Source organism: Bradyrhizobium sp. USDA 3262, assembly GCF_054060035.1.
Genome location: NZ_JBSSCT010000001.1, coordinates 8,453,443 through 8,467,835, shown reverse-complemented (window position 1 = coordinate 8,467,835; position 14,393 = coordinate 8,453,443). Strand labels below are relative to the sequence as shown.

At 64.7% G+C, this 14,393-nt stretch carries 16 protein-coding genes; 11 read left to right on the top strand and 5 right to left on the bottom strand.

Features of this window, described 5'->3' with window-relative positions:
• Window positions 1–281 precede the first annotated feature (281 nt).
• From ACVWYP_RS40075 to ACVWYP_RS40055, 5 genes are all read left to right on the top strand, one after another.
• Entirely contained in the window at window positions 282–1,574 is a 1,293-nt protein-coding gene (locus ACVWYP_RS40075; protein WP_253590922.1) for an adenylosuccinate synthase, read from the top strand.
• Between the two features lie 35 nt (window positions 1,575–1,609).
• On the top strand, window positions 1,610–3,157 hold the full coding sequence (locus ACVWYP_RS40070; RefSeq protein WP_304497129.1) for a hypothetical protein: 1,548 nt from the start codon (window positions 1,610–1,612) through the stop codon (window positions 3,155–3,157).
• Window positions 3,158–3,354: 197 nt separating this feature from the next.
• Window positions 3,355–3,789 (top strand): DUF5413 family protein, encoded by a 435-nt coding sequence (locus ACVWYP_RS40065; protein WP_038382276.1) that lies wholly within the window; start codon window positions 3,355–3,357, stop codon window positions 3,787–3,789.
• 263 nt (window positions 3,790–4,052) lie between these two features.
• Window positions 4,053–4,532 (top strand): Crp/Fnr family transcriptional regulator, encoded by a 480-nt coding sequence (locus tag ACVWYP_RS40060; protein ID WP_016844320.1) that lies wholly within the window; start codon window positions 4,053–4,055, stop codon window positions 4,530–4,532.
• Window positions 4,533–4,626: 94 nt separating this feature from the next.
• Window positions 4,627–5,187 (top strand): DUF4112 domain-containing protein, encoded by a 561-nt coding sequence (locus ACVWYP_RS40055; RefSeq protein WP_304497128.1) that lies wholly within the window; start codon window positions 4,627–4,629, stop codon window positions 5,185–5,187.
• A 62-nt stretch (window positions 5,188–5,249) separates the two neighbouring features.
• On the opposite strand, the gene ACVWYP_RS40050 is transcribed toward ACVWYP_RS40055, so the two are convergent.
• The 5 genes from ACVWYP_RS40050 to ACVWYP_RS40030 form a co-directional block, all read right to left on the bottom strand.
• Window positions 5,250–5,540, bottom strand: a complete 291-nt coding sequence (locus tag ACVWYP_RS40050; RefSeq protein ID WP_016844322.1) for a hypothetical protein — start codon at window positions 5,538–5,540, stop codon at window positions 5,250–5,252.
• Window positions 5,541–5,764: 224 nt separating this feature from the next.
• Window positions 5,765–5,929: a DUF3309 family protein gene (locus ACVWYP_RS40045; protein WP_016844323.1), complete on the bottom strand. Its 165-nt coding sequence runs from the start codon at window positions 5,927–5,929 to the stop codon at window positions 5,765–5,767.
• 196 nt (window positions 5,930–6,125) lie between these two features.
• Window positions 6,126–6,539 carry a peptide-methionine (R)-S-oxide reductase MsrB gene (msrB, locus tag ACVWYP_RS40040; protein WP_304497127.1) on the bottom strand — a complete coding sequence of 138 codons (414 nt, stop codon included), beginning with the start codon at window positions 6,537–6,539 and terminating at the stop codon, window positions 6,126–6,128.
• A 21-nt stretch (window positions 6,540–6,560) separates the two neighbouring features.
• Window positions 6,561–7,277, bottom strand: coding sequence for a peptide-methionine (S)-S-oxide reductase MsrA (gene msrA, locus ACVWYP_RS40035; RefSeq protein WP_304497126.1), 717 nt, complete (start codon window positions 7,275–7,277; stop codon window positions 6,561–6,563).
• A 253-nt stretch (window positions 7,278–7,530) separates the two neighbouring features.
• Window positions 7,531–8,640, bottom strand: a complete 1,110-nt coding sequence (locus ACVWYP_RS40030) for an ATP-dependent DNA helicase (RefSeq protein WP_038382266.1) — start codon at window positions 8,638–8,640, stop codon at window positions 7,531–7,533.
• 218 nt (window positions 8,641–8,858) lie between these two features.
• Between ACVWYP_RS40030 and ACVWYP_RS40025 the strand changes: the two genes are divergently transcribed.
• From ACVWYP_RS40025 to ACVWYP_RS40000, 6 genes are all read left to right on the top strand, one after another.
• Window positions 8,859–10,064: an LLM class flavin-dependent oxidoreductase gene (locus tag ACVWYP_RS40025; RefSeq protein ID WP_304497125.1), complete on the top strand. Its 1,206-nt coding sequence runs from the start codon at window positions 8,859–8,861 to the stop codon at window positions 10,062–10,064.
• A gap of 37 nt (window positions 10,065–10,101) precedes the next feature.
• Window positions 10,102–10,335, top strand: a complete 234-nt coding sequence (locus tag ACVWYP_RS40020) for a hypothetical protein (protein WP_304497124.1) — start codon at window positions 10,102–10,104, stop codon at window positions 10,333–10,335.
• Between the two features lie 44 nt (window positions 10,336–10,379).
• Window positions 10,380–11,330, top strand: a complete 951-nt coding sequence (locus ACVWYP_RS40015) for a sulfonate ABC transporter substrate-binding protein (RefSeq protein WP_038382278.1) — start codon at window positions 10,380–10,382, stop codon at window positions 11,328–11,330.
• Window positions 11,331–11,370: 40 nt separating this feature from the next.
• A complete protein-coding gene (locus ACVWYP_RS40010) occupies window positions 11,371–12,324 on the top strand; it encodes a sulfonate ABC transporter substrate-binding protein (protein ID WP_304497123.1) in 954 nt (317 codons plus the stop codon).
• Window positions 12,306–13,487 carry an FMNH2-dependent alkanesulfonate monooxygenase gene (gene ssuD, locus ACVWYP_RS40005; RefSeq protein WP_304497122.1) on the top strand — a complete coding sequence of 394 codons (1,182 nt, stop codon included), beginning with the start codon at window positions 12,306–12,308 and terminating at the stop codon, window positions 13,485–13,487. Before ACVWYP_RS40010 ends, ssuD begins: the two co-directional genes overlap by 19 nt.
• Window positions 13,488–13,645: 158 nt before the next feature.
• On the top strand, window positions 13,646–14,392 hold the full coding sequence (locus ACVWYP_RS40000; protein WP_304500396.1) for an ABC transporter permease subunit: 747 nt from the start codon (window positions 13,646–13,648) through the stop codon (window positions 14,390–14,392).
• Window position 14,393 lies beyond the last annotated feature (1 nt).

The window sequence follows — 14,393 nt, the reverse complement described above, 5'->3', positions numbered from 1 at the left end:
TGGCGTCACGTTGCCGTAACATTAAATTCCCGCCAGCCCGGCGCGGCCGGGCGCAGCATGGAATTTAATGGGGATATCAAAGGGTTGTAGGTCGTCTAAAAGGCGTAAACGGGCCCCTTCTTGCTTGCGCAGCCGATCCGCTTCCTTTATCCGGTAGGCGCCTTGCGTGCGCGCGGCCGGGCGCCGCGATTTAGGCTGGGCATATCAATGCAGGTCGCTGTGGGCGGACGCGTTTTCGCCGCGATCATGGTCTGAAAACACCTGAAGGGAACATCTTCGCAATGGCCAATGTTGTCGTCGTCGGCGCCCAATGGGGTGACGAAGGGAAGGGCAAGATCGTCGACTGGCTGTCGGAACAGGCCGACATCGTCGTGCGCTTCCAGGGCGGCCACAATGCCGGCCATACGCTCGTGATCAATGGCGAGACCTACAAGCTGGCGTTGCTGCCCTCCGGCGTGCTGCGCCCGAACAAGCTCGCGGTGATCGGCAATGGCGTGGTGTTCGATCCGCAGGCCTTCCTCGACGAAGTCGCCAAGCTGAAGGGGCAGGGCGTCGCGGTCGGACCGGACAATCTGCGGATCGCCGAGAACGTCACGCTGATCCTGCCGCTGCATCGCGAGCTCGACGCCTTGCGCGAATCCGGTAACGCCATCACCTCGATCGGCACCACCCGCCGCGGCATCGGCCCGGCCTATGAGGACAAGGTCGGCCGCCGCGCCATCCGCCTGATGGACCTCGCCGACCTCGACACCCTGCCGCACAAGATCGAACGCCTGCTGGCGCATCACAATGCGCTGCGCCGCGGCCTCAACCTCGCGGAGATCGACGGCAAGAGCATCCTGAGCGAGCTGTCGGCGATGGCGCCGAAGCTGTTGCCCTATGCCGAGACGGTGTGGCGGCTCCTGGACCTCAAGCGCCGCGAGGGCAAGCGCATCCTGTTCGAGGGCGCGCAGGGCGCGCTGCTCGACGTCGACCACGGCACCTATCCCTATGTGACGTCGTCCAACACTGTGGCGGCGCAGGCCGCGACCGGCACCGGCCTCGGCCCGGGCGCGGTCGGCTATGTGCTGGGCATCTGCAAGGCCTACACCACCCGGGTCGGCCAGGGGCCGTTCCCGACCGAGCTGAACGACGAGATCGGCGAGGAAATCGGCCGTCGCGGCAAGGAATTCGGCGTCAATACCGGGCGCAAGCGCCGGGTCGGCTGGTTCGATGCCATGCTGGTGCGACAGACTGTCCGTACCTGCGGAATTGCCGGGCTGGCGCTGACCAAGCTCGATATTCTCGACGGGTTCGACAGCATCAAGGTCTGCATCGGCTACAAGCTCGACGGCAAGGAAATCGACCATCTGCCGGCGGGCGAGGGCGCACAGGCCCGGGTCGAGCCGATCTATGAGATCATCGAGGGCTGGAAGCAGCCGACGGCCAATGCGCGGTCGTGGGCGGACCTGCCGGCCCAGGCCATCAAATACGTTCGCCGGGTCGAGGAACTGGTGGGGTGTCCGATCGCCCTGCTGTCCACCAGCCCGGAGCGTGAAGATACTATTCTGGTACAGAATCCGTTCGAGGCTTAACGGGATATTACCTATATCCCTCCAATTGTGTGGAAATGGCTGACTACTACCCGCTGATCGCCCGCGCCATCGCCGGATTGGACCCCAACGCCCCCGGCGAAGCCCGCCGTGCGCTGTATGCGCGGGCGCGAACGGCGTTGATCCAGCAGCTTCGCGGCGTGCAGCCGCCGCTCTCCGAATCCGAGATCACCCGCGAACGGCTGTCGCTGGAGGAGGCGGTTCGCAAGGTCGAGTCCGAAGCCGCGCAGCGCGCCCGCGAGGCCTCGCGTCCCGGTGGCGCGGCCGCTGCCCGCGGCAGCCGCGCCAATGCCCGGCCGCCCGAGCCCGGTCCCGCCGACACTGCCGCGCGCCCGCGGCCCCCGGCCGACCCCCGTCCGCCGCGCAGTTTGCGCCCCGACGCGCCGCCGCCGGCCCCGCCGCGGCCGCAGAACCCGCCCGGTCCCGAGACCCAGGCGCCGCCGGCCCGACCGGGCCCGCCCCGCCGCGGACCGGAAGGCGCGCCGCCGCCGGTGCCGCCGGCCGCGCCGGGCGTGCGCGGCTTCCGCGACATCACCGCCGACGCCGACGATCTCGGCCGTGCCGCGGCGCAAGCCAGCCGCAACGCGCGCAAGACCTACGCCAACGTGCCGTCGCCCTCTCCGGAATTCGACCGGCTCGAGCCGAGCCTGGAGAATCGCGGCGGCGATCCCGAGGCGCCGTATTCCTACGACGAGTCGATCGAGGAGGCCGAGCGCTACACCCCGCAGCCGCCGCAGGGGCCGCCGCCGCAGCGGTCGCGGGCCGGCAACGGCGAGCGCGAGCCGAAGAAGCCGCCGCGCGTCGGGTCGATGTTCCCGTTCAAGACCGCGATCGTGATCGGCATCCTGCTGATCCTGGTCGGCACCGGCATCCTGTTCCGGCAGCAGGCCATGACCCTTGTCAGCAGCCTGTTCAAATCCTCGGCCCCGGTCGAGGCGCCGAAGGATGCCGCGTCGACGCCTGCCAGCAAGAAGATCACCGACCGCGTCGGCCAGCCCTCGTCGTCGGGCGAGACGGTCGCCCCGGTGGCGCAGCGCGTGGTGCTGTATGACGAGGATCCGTCGGATCCGAAGGGCAAGCAGTATGTCGGTTCGGTGGTCTGGCGCACCGAGCAGGTCAAGGGATCGGGCAACCAGAAGCCCGACATCGCCGTGCGCGCCGACATCGACATCCCCGATCGCAAGTTCAAGATGACGATGTCGTTCCGCCGCAACACCGATTCATCGCTGCCGGCGAGCCATACCGCGGAATTGACCTTCATCCTGCCGCAGGATTTCGCCAATGGCGGCGTCGGCAACGTGCCGGGCATCCTGATGAAGTCGAACGAGCAGGCGCGCGGCACGCCGCTGGCCGGGCTCGCGGTCAAGGTCACCGACGGCTTCTTCTTGGTCGGCCTCTCCAATGTCGACGCCGACCGCTCGCGCAACCTGCAACTCTTGAAGGAGCGCTCGTGGTTCGACGTGCCGCTGGTCTACACCAACCAGCGCCGCGCCATCATCGCGATCGAAAAGGGCGCCCCCGGCGAGCGAGCGTTCAACGAGGCGTTCGCGGCGTGGGGTGAGTAGCGGCCTTAGCTCTCGCCTCGGTTGCCAGCAATGTCATCGCCCGGCTTCGTCCGGGCGATTCCGTATCGCAGCAAGATCTGCGGCTGTTGCAGCGCATTCGACGCGCAGCGCTCCGGAACACCGCCGCGGCTTTCGATTTTTCCCTAGAACCGTCGCGCGACCGCGTTACACTTGGCTGACGTCGGCAGGGGCACGCCATGAAACGCTATCTGATCTTCGCAGCCATCGGGCCGTTCATCGGCGGCTTCCTGCTGCTGCTCATGACCACCTATCAGTCCGGCTACTGGACCGAGACCAGTGGCGGCGAGGTGACCAAGCTGCTCGTCGTGTTCGTGAAGTCGCTGCAGTACAATTATCTGTTCGGCATCGTGCCGTCGCTGATGTTCGGTGCGATCGACGACATCCTGATGCATGTGAAGCGGATCGCGCCGGTGGTGCGGATGCTGCTCGTCGGCGCGGTGGCGTTCGTTGGCGCGGCGTTGACCTACGCCTCGCACGGCTCCGAGAGCGGCGCGGTGCAGTTCATCCTGTACGGAATGGTCGGCTTCATCCCGGGCGTGATCACGTCCTGGCTGGCGCACAAATATGCCGAAGAGCTGCACGCGCCGGCGCAGCCGGCTTCGCAGCACTAGGCGCCTACCCATTACCAAGGGAAAAGCAGAAATCGTGACCGGCGACGTCTGGCCCAACGGCGAATGATCGCATCGGGATCGGACAGGGCCGCGCTCAACGCACGGCGCGGAATAGATCACCCATTGCGGTAGTCTTGTCAGCGCACGAGACGGCCGGAGGGCCAGCGCGCTTCACATAACTGTCATATCATCGTCACGCAAACGTAGTCCCAATGTCATGCCCGCGTCGTCCTCGCGACCCGCGGCCGCCCGGGGTAGTGGCGATGCCGATCTCGGGCCTGCTCTATTCTGTGTTCGCGCATTTATTTCAGCCGTCGCTGCAGACGACCGGGACGTACGGGATCTGCGTCCGGATTCGGGGAAAGGAATTTCGAGTGGCAGATGCAAGCTTCAGCCTTCTGACGGGCAACAGTATCGAAACGCGCCTGGTCCGAGCCGGCGGCGTGATCTTTCGCGAGGGCGAGCAGGCCAACGAGCTCTTCGTGATCAAGAGCGGCTATGTGCGCATTCAGGTCGGCAACAAGACCATGGCGGACCTGGCGCCCGACACGATTTTTGGCGAGATGGCGTTGATCGACAACGAGCCGAGGAGCGCAACCGCCACGGCGCTCACGGATGTCGAGCTCGTCCCGGTCTCGGAAAAGCAGTTTCTCTTCCTCGTGAGCCAGACGCCGCATTTTGCCCTGAAGGTCATGCGGACGCTGGCGCAGCGCCTTAGAACCATGAACAAGGGCGTCTACTGAACGCGAGCACGGCAGAGCCTCGAGGTGACAGGCCTTGAAGGTGACATAGTGGTAATGTGACGCAACTTGAACCGCCTGCCTGCGTTACCATGTGATGGCCATGCCCGAGGACGACATCTTCACGCCCCACGCCGCGAGATCGCGGCCGCCTTTTGGCGGCGCGCAGGCGCGCAGCAAGGTCATCGACCAGGACGGGCGCGAGCTCGCCGACGGCCCGCTGCATCCGCAGTTCCAAGGTTTTCAGGGAGCCTTTCAGGAAGGCTTCCAGTTCGACTTCCGCAACTCCACCGCCAATCCGTTCGGCAATCTGACCCGCGAGGAGCGGCTACAGCGGCTGGAGATGATCGCAAAGCTGCTCGACGTCGCCTTCATCGTGCCGGGCACCAATGTGCGCTACGGCATCGACGGGCTGATCGGCCTGATCCCCGTGGTCGGCGATATCATCACCACCGCGATCTCGCTGTGGCTGGTGCGCGAGGCCCGGTTGCTGGGCGCGCCCTGGCACATCACCGCGCGGATGCTCGCCAACGTCGCCGTCGACGGCGTGATCGGCATGGTGCCGGTGGCGGGCGATGCCTTCGACGTCATGTTCCGCGCCAATATCCGCAATGTGCGGATGCTGCGGCGCTGGCTCGACAAGCAGCCGAGATTTTAACTCCCAAAACAAAAGCCCCCGGATCGATCCGAGGGCTTTTCGTTGAGCGAAGAGCAGAAAGCTTATGCGGCGTCAGCGTCGGTCTGGCTGGCGGCCGGGCGCGGACGACGCGGCAGCGGGAAGGCCTCGCTCTCATAGAGCGAGCGGATGCCGTTCTGGTCGAAACGGGCTTCCTCGACCTGGAGATAGGCGCCGTTCAGCGAGTCCGCCGGCAGCTGCTCCATCGCGAACTGCACGGCCTCGGCAGCGGTGCCGAAACGGCGGTAGGCGAAACCCGCCCGCTTCTTCTTGCGGATCGCGGCGGGGAACAGTTCGGCGGATGTGTTATAGTTGAACGGACGCAGGGGACGCATGGTCGACGACCTCTTGTGTTCTTTTCAGTTGGCGTTGCGAAAGGGATTTTGGGGGACGGCGGCCTATTATCGGCGGCGCGCCGTACATGTCATTTCGACCCCTAATATAGGCCTCTTTGACAAAAATGCGACCCCAGAAGAGCCCCTGACAGGGCACATGCTGAATCCGCGCATAGCACGGGCACCGGCCAGATAAGTCCTTTTGTTACAATTACTTATGGCTCTCAAATCTTGTCGAGCCAGGCCAGGATCGCGACCACGATCAAAATCACCCCGAAAAGGCCCATTCCGGAGTGGCCGAGGCCATAGCCATAGCCGCGGATTCGGCCGCTATAGCCGCCCAGCAGGATAATCAGCAGAAGGATGATGAGGATCAGTCCAAGCGACATGGCGCCCTCCTCAGAACAGGCGGCAGCCGCACGGCGAGACGCCTACGGCCCCGCGAACACCAAGCAAAGCACATTCCGGCCTGCGAGTCGTTAAGGCCGTCAGCCGATCACGAGGATGTTGCGGGGGGCCGGAGCCAAAACAAAGCCCCACGCGACCGGCCTGTTGGTCGCGTGGGGCGCGGCGCGGTGAGCGCCGTTACTTCTTCTCGTCGAGCTTCAGCGCCGCCGAGTTGATGCAGTAGCGCAGGCCGGTCGGGCCGGGGCCGTCGTTGAAGACGTGGCCGAGATGGCCGTCGCATTTCGAGCACAGCACCTCGGTGCGGATCATGCCGTGGCTCATGTCGCGCTCCTCGTCGACATGGCTCTCGGCGGAGGGCTTGGAGAAGCTCGGCCAGCCGCAGCCGGAATCGAACTTCTGGTCGGATTCGAACAGCGTCTGCCCGCAGCCGGCGCAGACATAGGTGCCCTTGCGGGGATCATGCTCGTATTCGCCGGTGAAGGGCCGCTCGGTCGCTTTCTCGCGCAGCACGGCGTACTGCATCGGCGTCAATTCCTTGCGCCACTCGGCCTCGCTCTTGCGGACCTTGCCGTCGGTCTTGGTATCGGACATTCAACCTCCTTTGCGAGATGCTCAGTTGGTGACCTTGGTGCTGCCCACCAGCGTCGGCTTCTCGATGTAGTTCTCCGCGAAGATCTTCTTCAGGTTCTCGACCTTCGGGATGTCGTTATAGGCAATATAGGGCTGGTTCGGGTGCAGCGTCAGATAGTCCTGGTGGTAGCCCTCCGCCGGATAGAACGCCTCCAGCGCGCCGACCTTGGTGACGATCGGCTTCTTGTAGACCTTGGCGGCGTTGAGCTGGGCGATATAGGCGTCCGCGACCTTCTTCTGCTCGTCGCTGGTGGTGAAGATCGCCGAGCGATATTGCGTGCCGGAATCTGGGCCCTGCCGATTCAGCTGGGTCGGGTCGTGCACGACGGAGAAGAAGATCTGCAGGATCTTGCCGTAGGAGATCTTCTGCGGGTCGTACTTGATCTCGACCGATTCCGCATGGCCGGTCGTACCGGTCGAGACCTTCTCGTAATCGGCGTTTGCCTTGCTGCCGCCGGAGTAGCCGGACACCGCGCTGACGATGCCGGCGGTGTGCTGGAACACGCCCTGCACACCCCAGAAGCAGCCGCCGGCCAGCACCGCGGTCTTGATGCCGGATTCCGGCGCGCTCGCGGCCGGCGACGGGATGATTACGGCGTCCTCGGCGGCAAGCGAGGGCGCAACGGCAAAAGCTGTGACGGCCAGCGCGCCGATCGCGGCGGCGCACAGCGAGAGGCGGCTGAGGGAGCTTTTGGGCATGGGTTCCTCGTGGGATCGCAAGCGGGGCCAGTCTAGAGCGGGAGCCGCCATTGGCCAATCAGGCCGGGCGGCTCCGACGCTTCAAAATACGGGCGAGGGGGCGTTTTGTTACGGCGCCGGCCACACGGTTTCGTGAGAAGGAGAACGTCATTCCGGGGCGATGCGAAAGCATCGAACCCTCAGGTGCGCAATTGCGCACCGAGAATCTCGAGATTCCGGGTCTGGTCCTTCGGACCATCCCGGAATGACAACCTCAAACGACGATACTCAATCTTTTCGCCGCCCGCGTGATCCCCGTGTAGAGCCACCGCGCGCGCGAGTCCTGGAACGCAAAACTCTCGTCGAACAGCACGACGTCGTCCCATTGCGAGCCCTGCGACTTGTGCACGGTCAGCACATAGCCGTAGTCGAACTCGTCATAGGGCTTGCGCTGCTCCCACGGCACGCCCTCGACGCCGCCGTCGAAGCATTCGCCGCGCACCGAGACCTTGGTGACCTTGTAGCCGAAATCCTCGTCCGGCATCACGCGCATGGTGATGATCTTGGATTTCGACTGCGCGCGCGCCTTGACCCGCCACAGCCCGCCGTTGAACAGGCCCTTCTTGCGGTTGTTGCGCAGACAGACCAGCTTGTCGCCGGCAACCGGCAGCGGATCCTCGATGTTCTGCCGCTGCCGCACCCGCATGTTGTAGGCGCGGCGGGTGTTGTTACGGCCGACCAGCACCTGGTCGGCGCTCATCACGCGGTCCGGATCGAGCTCCTTGCGCGAGACCACCTCGCTCTCGCCGTGGCGGCCGATCTCGAGCTCGCGGCCCTCGCGGATATCCATCGACATCCGCACGATCGGATCGTCCTGCGCCTGGCGATGCACCTCGGTCAGCATCGCGTCGGGCTCGGCATCGGTGAAGAAGCCGCCGCCCTGGATCGGCGGCAATTGCGCGGGATCGCCGAGCACCAGCAGCGGGCAGTCGAACGACATCAAATCGCGGCCGAGCTCGGCATCGACCATCGAGCACTCGTCGATCACGATCAGCTTCGCCTTTGATGCCGGCGCGTCGTCCCAGAGCTCGAAGCTCGGCTGCTCGACGCCGGACTCGCGGGCGCGGTAGATCAGGGAATGGATCGTGGAGGCGCTGTCGCAGCCCTTGTTGCGCATGACGAGCGCCGCCTTGCCGGTGAAGGCCGCGAACTTCACCTCGCCGTCGACGCCTTCGGCGATGTGCCGGGCGAGCGTGGTCTTGCCGGTTCCGGCATAGCCGAACAGGCGGAACACCGGCGGCGTGCCGTTCTGGCCGGGCTTGGCCTTCAGCCAGTCGGCGACGGCTTTCAGCGCAGTGTCCTGATGCGGCGTGAAGGTGGTCATGAGCTTTCGGAAGAGTGAGCGCGCGACCGATAGCGCCGCGACTCAGGCCAGCACAAGCTAAACATTCATGCGTTCCGATCAAGCCATCTCCCGCTGCGCGGAATTGGGGTTTCGCCCCCGAGGCTAGACTTGATCCGGGGCGCCACTAGACTGCCCCAAAACAACAAGCGGTCGGGACCACGACAAGTGGTCGAGCAAGCGACCTTGGGAGTGACTCCATGAAATTCGGCATCTTTTACGAGCTGCAATTGCCGCGCCCCTGGAACGACGGCGACGAGCTCAGGCTCTACCAGAACGCGCTGACGCAACTGGAAACCGCCGACCGGCTCGCCTACGACTATGCCTGGGTCGTGGAGCACCACTTCCTCGAGGAATATTCGCACTCGCCGGCGCCGGAATCCTTCCTTGCCGCCGCGAGCCAGCGCACCAAGAACATCCGGCTCGGCCACGGCATCTTCCAGCTCACCACCAATCATCCCGCCCGCGTCGCCGAGCGGGTCGCGGTGCTCGATCTCTTGAGCAACGGCCGCTGCGAGTTCGGCATGGGCGAGAGCGCCTCGATCACCGAGCTGACGCCGTTCGGCCGCGACATGGAGACCAAGCGCGAGGTGTTCGAGGAAGCCGTGCAAGCGATCTTCCCGATGTTCACCAAGGTCGGCACCGAGCATCACGGCAACTATTTCGATATACCCTTGCGCAATGTCGTGCCGAAGCCGGTGCAGAAGCCGCATCCGCCGCTCTGGATGGCGTGCTCGCAATTGCCGACCATCGAACGCGCCGGGCAGAACGGGTTTGGCGCGCTCGGCTTTCAGTTCGTCAGCGCCGAGGCGGCGCATGCCTGGGTGCACGCCTATTACAACGCGATCACCAAGCGGCTGAAGAAGCTCGCCGACTACGAGATCAATCCGAACATGGCGCTGGTCTCGTTCTTCATGTGCGCGAAGACCGACGAGGAAGCCCGCAGGCGCGCCGACGGCGCGACCTTCTTCCAGTTCGCGCTGCGCTATTACGGCCAGGCACAGAACCGGCAGCGGCCGGCGCCCGGCACCGTCAACATGTGGGACGAGTACAACAAGTGGAAGCGCGACAATCCGGAGGCGCAGGAGGCCGCGCTGCGCGGCGGCCTGATCGGCTCGCCCGAGACCTTGCGCAAAAAGCTGCGGCGCTTCCGTTCCTCGCATATCGATCAGGTGATCCTGCTCAACCAGGCCGGCAAGAACACGCATGAGCACATCTGCGAGTCGCTCGAGCTGTTCGCCAAGGAAGTGATGCCGGAGTTCCAGCACGATCCCGAGCACGATGCCTGGAAGAAGGGCGTGCTGGAAGGCTCGATCCAGCTCGAGGAGATCGACACCCAGGCGTTCACGGACCGCTATGGTAAACTAGCGGTCAATGTCGGCTCGAAGGCAGCAGCTGCGGGCTGATCGATTGCTGGAGCACCGGCTCTGATGATCAGAGCCGATGCTCCAGATTCTTGTTGGACGCGTTTTCTTCACGCGAACCGGTACCCACTTCGCTCGAAAACGCTTCTGTACAGCGACCTCGCGTTTCCGTGAGGAAAATAATTCGCTACATGCGATCCGTGCCTTAAAAGAAACGGCACGCGCGATGCCAGCACCGAAGTGCTGGCATCGCTATTTTTGTGCGGTGCTCGACAGCTTCATTCGCGCGCCCCATCATCCTGACATCGCATGATCGTGCAGCGCGATGGCGCGCTTGATCGTCAGGAGAGTCTTGGAATGAAGCGTCGTGAGTTCCTCCAGCTGTCGCTCGTCACAGCCGCCGCCGCTGCGCTGTCACGCGGTGCGCAGGCGCAGGCGGACGCGAAGGAAATTCGTATCGGCTATCAGAAGAACGGCGTGCTCGTTATCACGCGGCAGCGCGAGGCCTTGGAAAATCATTTCAAGCCGCAGGGCATCAGCGTGAAATGGGTCGAGTTCTCCTCGGGCCCGCCGATGATGGAAGCGATGAATGTCGGCAGCGTCGATTACGGCGCGGTCGGCGATTCCCCGCCGATCTTCGCGCAGGCCGCGGGCGCGGCCATCGTCTATGCCGCGGCCCAGCCCATCATCAACGGCTCCGGCATCCTGGTGCCGCAGAATTCGGCGATCACGTCAATCGCCGATCTCAAAGGCAAGCGCGTTGGCTTTACCAAGGGATCGAGCGCCCATAACGTCGTGATCCAGACGCTGGAGAAGGCCGGGCTCACCTATGACGACATCACGCCGGTTTATCTGACGCCGCCGGACGCCGGCCCCGCTTTCGCCAATGGCGGCATCGATGCCTGGGCGATCTGGGATCCGTATTTCGCGATCGCCGAGACCAAGCAGAACGGCCGCATTCTGGTCAAGACGCGCGACATCACCAAGACCAACTCGTTCTACATCGCCAACCGCGACTTCGCCCGCAATCGCGGCGCGATCCTGCAGCAGATCGTCGATGTCACGACGTCGAGCGCGGCATGGGCGCAGGCGCATCCCGATGAGGTCGCCAAATCGCTCGCCGCCGTCACCGGCGTGCCGCTCGATATCCAGACCATCGCTGCGAAGCGGGCGGGCTTCTCGGTCGGACCCGTGACCGACGACATCATCGCGACCCAGCAGGGCGTCGCCGACCGCTTCTTCAAGCTCGGCCTGATCCCGAAGCAGATCGCGATCCGCGACATCGTCTGGCGCAATCCCCAGACCTGATCGGCGCGCGTTTGGTCATTTCAATGCAGAGGATACTCCCATGACGCGTTTATTCCGACGCTGGATCGCCCGTGCGGTGCTGTCGCTCAGCATCGTCGCCGCAACCGTCGGCGCCTCCTACGGCCAGGAGAAGGTCGTCCGCATCGGTTACCAGAAATACGGCAAGCTGGTGCTGCTCAAGAGCAAGGGCTCGCTCGAGGAAAAGCTGAAGGCGGTCGGCACCAAGGTGGTCTGGACCGAGTTTTCGTCCGGGCCGCCGCTGCTCGAAGCGCTCAATGTTGGCGCGATCGATTTCGGCAACACCGGCGAGGCGCCGCCGATCTTCGCGCAGGCCGCCGGCGCGCCGATCCAATATGTCGCCTACGAGCCGCCGGCGCCGAAGGGCGAGGCGATCCTGGTGCCGAAGGACAGCGCCATCAAGTCGGTCGCTGACCTGAAGGGCAAGAAGGTCGCGCTGAACAAGGGCTCCAACGTCCACTATCTCCTGGTGAAGGCGCTGGAGAAGACCGGCGTCAAATATTCCGAGATCGAGCCGGTGTTCCTGGCGCCGGCCGATGCACGCGCGGCGTTCGAGCGCGGCGCGGTCGATGCCTGGGTGATCTGGGATCCGTTCCAGGCCGCGGCGGAGGCTGCGACCGGCGCCCGCACCGTCGCCGACGGCACCGGCATCGTCGCGAACTATCAGTTCTACTTCGCCTCGAAGAAATTCCTGCAGGCCGATCCGAAAATCGTCGAGCTCGTGCTGGCGCAGCTGAGCGAGGTCGACGACTGGGCCAAGGGCGATATCCATGCCGTTGCCGAGCAGCTGGCGCCGAGCATCGGCCTGTCGGTGCCGGTGGTCGAGGTCGCGCTGAAGCGGCAGGCCTACGGCATCAAGCCGGTCACCGATGCGGTGGTCGCGGATCAGCAGCAGGTCGCCGACACGTTCTTCGCGCTCGGCCTGATCCCGAAACAAATCAAGATTTCCGACGTCGCATGGAGGCCGGGCACGTGAGCACCCCAACCAACGCCAACATCCTCTGGTTCCTGCCGACCCACGGCGACAGCCGCTATCTCGGCACGTCGATCGGCGGCCGCGAGGTGAACTTCAACTATCTGCGCCAGATCGCGCAGGCCGCGGATCAGCTCGGCTATTACGGCGTGCTACTGCCGACCGGGCGGAGCTGCGAGGATTCCTGGGTGGTGGCCTCGGCCGTCGCGCCCTGGACCGAACGCCTGCGCTATCTCGTGGCGGTGAGGCCCGGCCTGCAGTCGCCGAGCGTCGCCGCACGCATGACCGCGACGCTGGACCGGCTGTCGAACGGCCGCCTGCTGATCAACGTCGTCACCGGCGGCGATCCGATCGAGAACAAGGGCGACGGCATCTTCCTCGATCACGACGAGCGCTACGCGGTGACCCGCGAGTTCCTCACCGTCTACAGCGATCTGCTGGCAGGCAAGACCGTCAATGTCGAAGGCAAGCACATCCGGATCGAGGATGGCCGCCTGCTGTTCAATCCGGTGCAGTCGCCGCGGCCGCCGCTGTATTTCGGCGGCTCCTCGGATGCCGGCATCGACGTCGCGGTCGACACCGTCGACAAATATCTGACCTGGGGCGAGCCGCCGGCGCAGGTCGCCGAGAAGATCGCCAAGGTGAAGGCGGTGGCGGCGCAGCGGGGGCGCAAGCTCTCGTTCGGCATCCGCCTGCATGTGATCGTGCGCGAGACCAATGCGGAAGCGTGGCGCGCCGCCGACGAGCTGATCCAGTACGTCACCGACGACACGGTGGCCGCCGCGCAAAAGATCTTTGCCCGGATGGATTCGGTCGGCCAGCAGCGTATGGCGCAACTGCATGGCGGCCGCCGCGACAAGCTCGAGATCAGCCCGAACCTGTGGGCCGGCGTCGGCCTGGTGCGCGGCGGGGCCGGCACCGCGCTGGTCGGCGATCCCGAGACCGTCGCCGCGCGGATCAAGGAGTATCAGGAGATCGGCGTCGATACCTTCATCATGTCGGGTTACCCGCACCTCGAGGAAGCCTATCGCTTCGCCGAATTGGTGTTCCCGCTGTTGTCGCTGGCGCAGGGCGGCAACGTGACGCCGATCCGCGTCAACACCGGGCCGTTCGGTGAGACCATCGGCAACGACTACCGTCCGCAGAAGCAGGCATCGCAATCATGAGCTTGATCGACAGTCTTCCGCGCCGCAAAGCGTTTTCGAGCGAAGTGGATACCGGTTCGCGTGAAGAAAACGCGTCAAAACAAAAATCTGGAGCTCCGTTCCGATCCCATCGGAACGGAAACAGCTCCAGTGCGCCCAAACTCCCCAAAGTCGACGGCCTGATTCCGTGGATCGTGCCGCTGGCGATCGTGCTGGTGTGGCAGCTTGCCTGCGTCACCGGCTACGTGCCCTCGCGGGTGTTGCCGGCGCCAACTGACGTCGCGGTGGCGGGATGGAAGCTGCTGCTGTCCGGCGAATTGGTCCGCAACATCTGGGTCAGCTTCTGGCGCGCCTCGATCGGCTTCTTGATCGGCGGCGGCATCGGCTTTGCGTTCGGCCTCGCCAACGGGTTGTCGCAGCTGTCGGCAAAGCTCACCGACACCACCTTGCAGATGGTGCGCAACATTCCACATCTGGCGCTGATCCCGCTCGTCATCCTGTGGTTCGGCATCGACGAGTCGGCCAAATTGTTCCTTGTCGCGCTCGGCGTGTTCTTCCCGATCTATCTCAACACGCTGCACGGCATCCGGACCGTCGATCCGCAGCTGATCGAGATGGGCCGCATCTATGGCATGACCGACGGCGAGCTGTTCCGTCGGGTGATCTTCCCCGGCGCGCTGCCCTCGATCTTCGTCGGCCTGCGCTTCGCGCTCGGCATCATGTGGCTGACCTTGATCGTCGCCGAGACCATCGCGGCCTCGTCGGGCCTCGGCTACATGGCGATGCAGGCGCGCGAGTTCATGCTGATCGACGTCGTCGTGCTCTCGATCGTGATCTACGCCCTGCTCGGCAAGCTCGCCGACAGCGCCTCGCGGGCGCTGGAGCGGCTGACCCTGTCGTGGCATCCCGCCTTCCAGAGGAAGTGAG

Excerpts from the sequence above, each read along its gene's own strand:
- ACVWYP_RS40075 (WP_253590922.1), top strand. The coding sequence starts at position 282 with ATGGCCAATGTTGTCGTCGTCGGCGCCCAATGGGGTGACGAAGGGAAG.
- ACVWYP_RS40070 (WP_304497129.1), top strand. The coding sequence starts at position 1,610 with ATGGCTGACTACTACCCGCTGATCGCCCGCGCCATCGCCGGATTGGAC.
- ACVWYP_RS40065 (WP_038382276.1), top strand. The coding sequence starts at position 3,355 with ATGAAACGCTATCTGATCTTCGCAGCCATCGGGCCGTTCATCGGCGGC.
- ACVWYP_RS40060 (WP_016844320.1), top strand. The coding sequence starts at position 4,053 with ATGCCGATCTCGGGCCTGCTCTATTCTGTGTTCGCGCATTTATTTCAG.
- ACVWYP_RS40055 (WP_304497128.1), top strand. The coding sequence starts at position 4,627 with ATGGCCATGCCCGAGGACGACATCTTCACGCCCCACGCCGCGAGATCG.
- ACVWYP_RS40050 (WP_016844322.1), bottom strand. The coding sequence starts at position 5,540 with ATGCGTCCCCTGCGTCCGTTCAACTATAACACATCCGCCGAACTGTTC.
- ACVWYP_RS40045 (WP_016844323.1), bottom strand. The coding sequence starts at position 5,929 with ATGTCGCTTGGACTGATCCTCATCATCCTTCTGCTGATTATCCTGCTG.
- msrB (WP_304497127.1), bottom strand. The coding sequence starts at position 6,539 with ATGTCCGATACCAAGACCGACGGCAAGGTCCGCAAGAGCGAGGCCGAG.
- msrA (WP_304497126.1), bottom strand. The coding sequence starts at position 7,277 with ATGCCCAAAAGCTCCCTCAGCCGCCTCTCGCTGTGCGCCGCCGCGATC.
- ACVWYP_RS40030 (WP_038382266.1), bottom strand. The coding sequence starts at position 8,640 with ATGACCACCTTCACGCCGCATCAGGACACTGCGCTGAAAGCCGTCGCC.
- ACVWYP_RS40025 (WP_304497125.1), top strand. The coding sequence starts at position 8,859 with ATGAAATTCGGCATCTTTTACGAGCTGCAATTGCCGCGCCCCTGGAAC.
- ACVWYP_RS40020 (WP_304497124.1), top strand. The coding sequence starts at position 10,102 with ATGCTCCAGATTCTTGTTGGACGCGTTTTCTTCACGCGAACCGGTACC.
- ACVWYP_RS40015 (WP_038382278.1), top strand. The coding sequence starts at position 10,380 with ATGAAGCGTCGTGAGTTCCTCCAGCTGTCGCTCGTCACAGCCGCCGCC.
- ACVWYP_RS40010 (WP_304497123.1), top strand. The coding sequence starts at position 11,371 with ATGACGCGTTTATTCCGACGCTGGATCGCCCGTGCGGTGCTGTCGCTC.
- ssuD (WP_304497122.1), top strand. The coding sequence starts at position 12,306 with ATGGAGGCCGGGCACGTGAGCACCCCAACCAACGCCAACATCCTCTGG.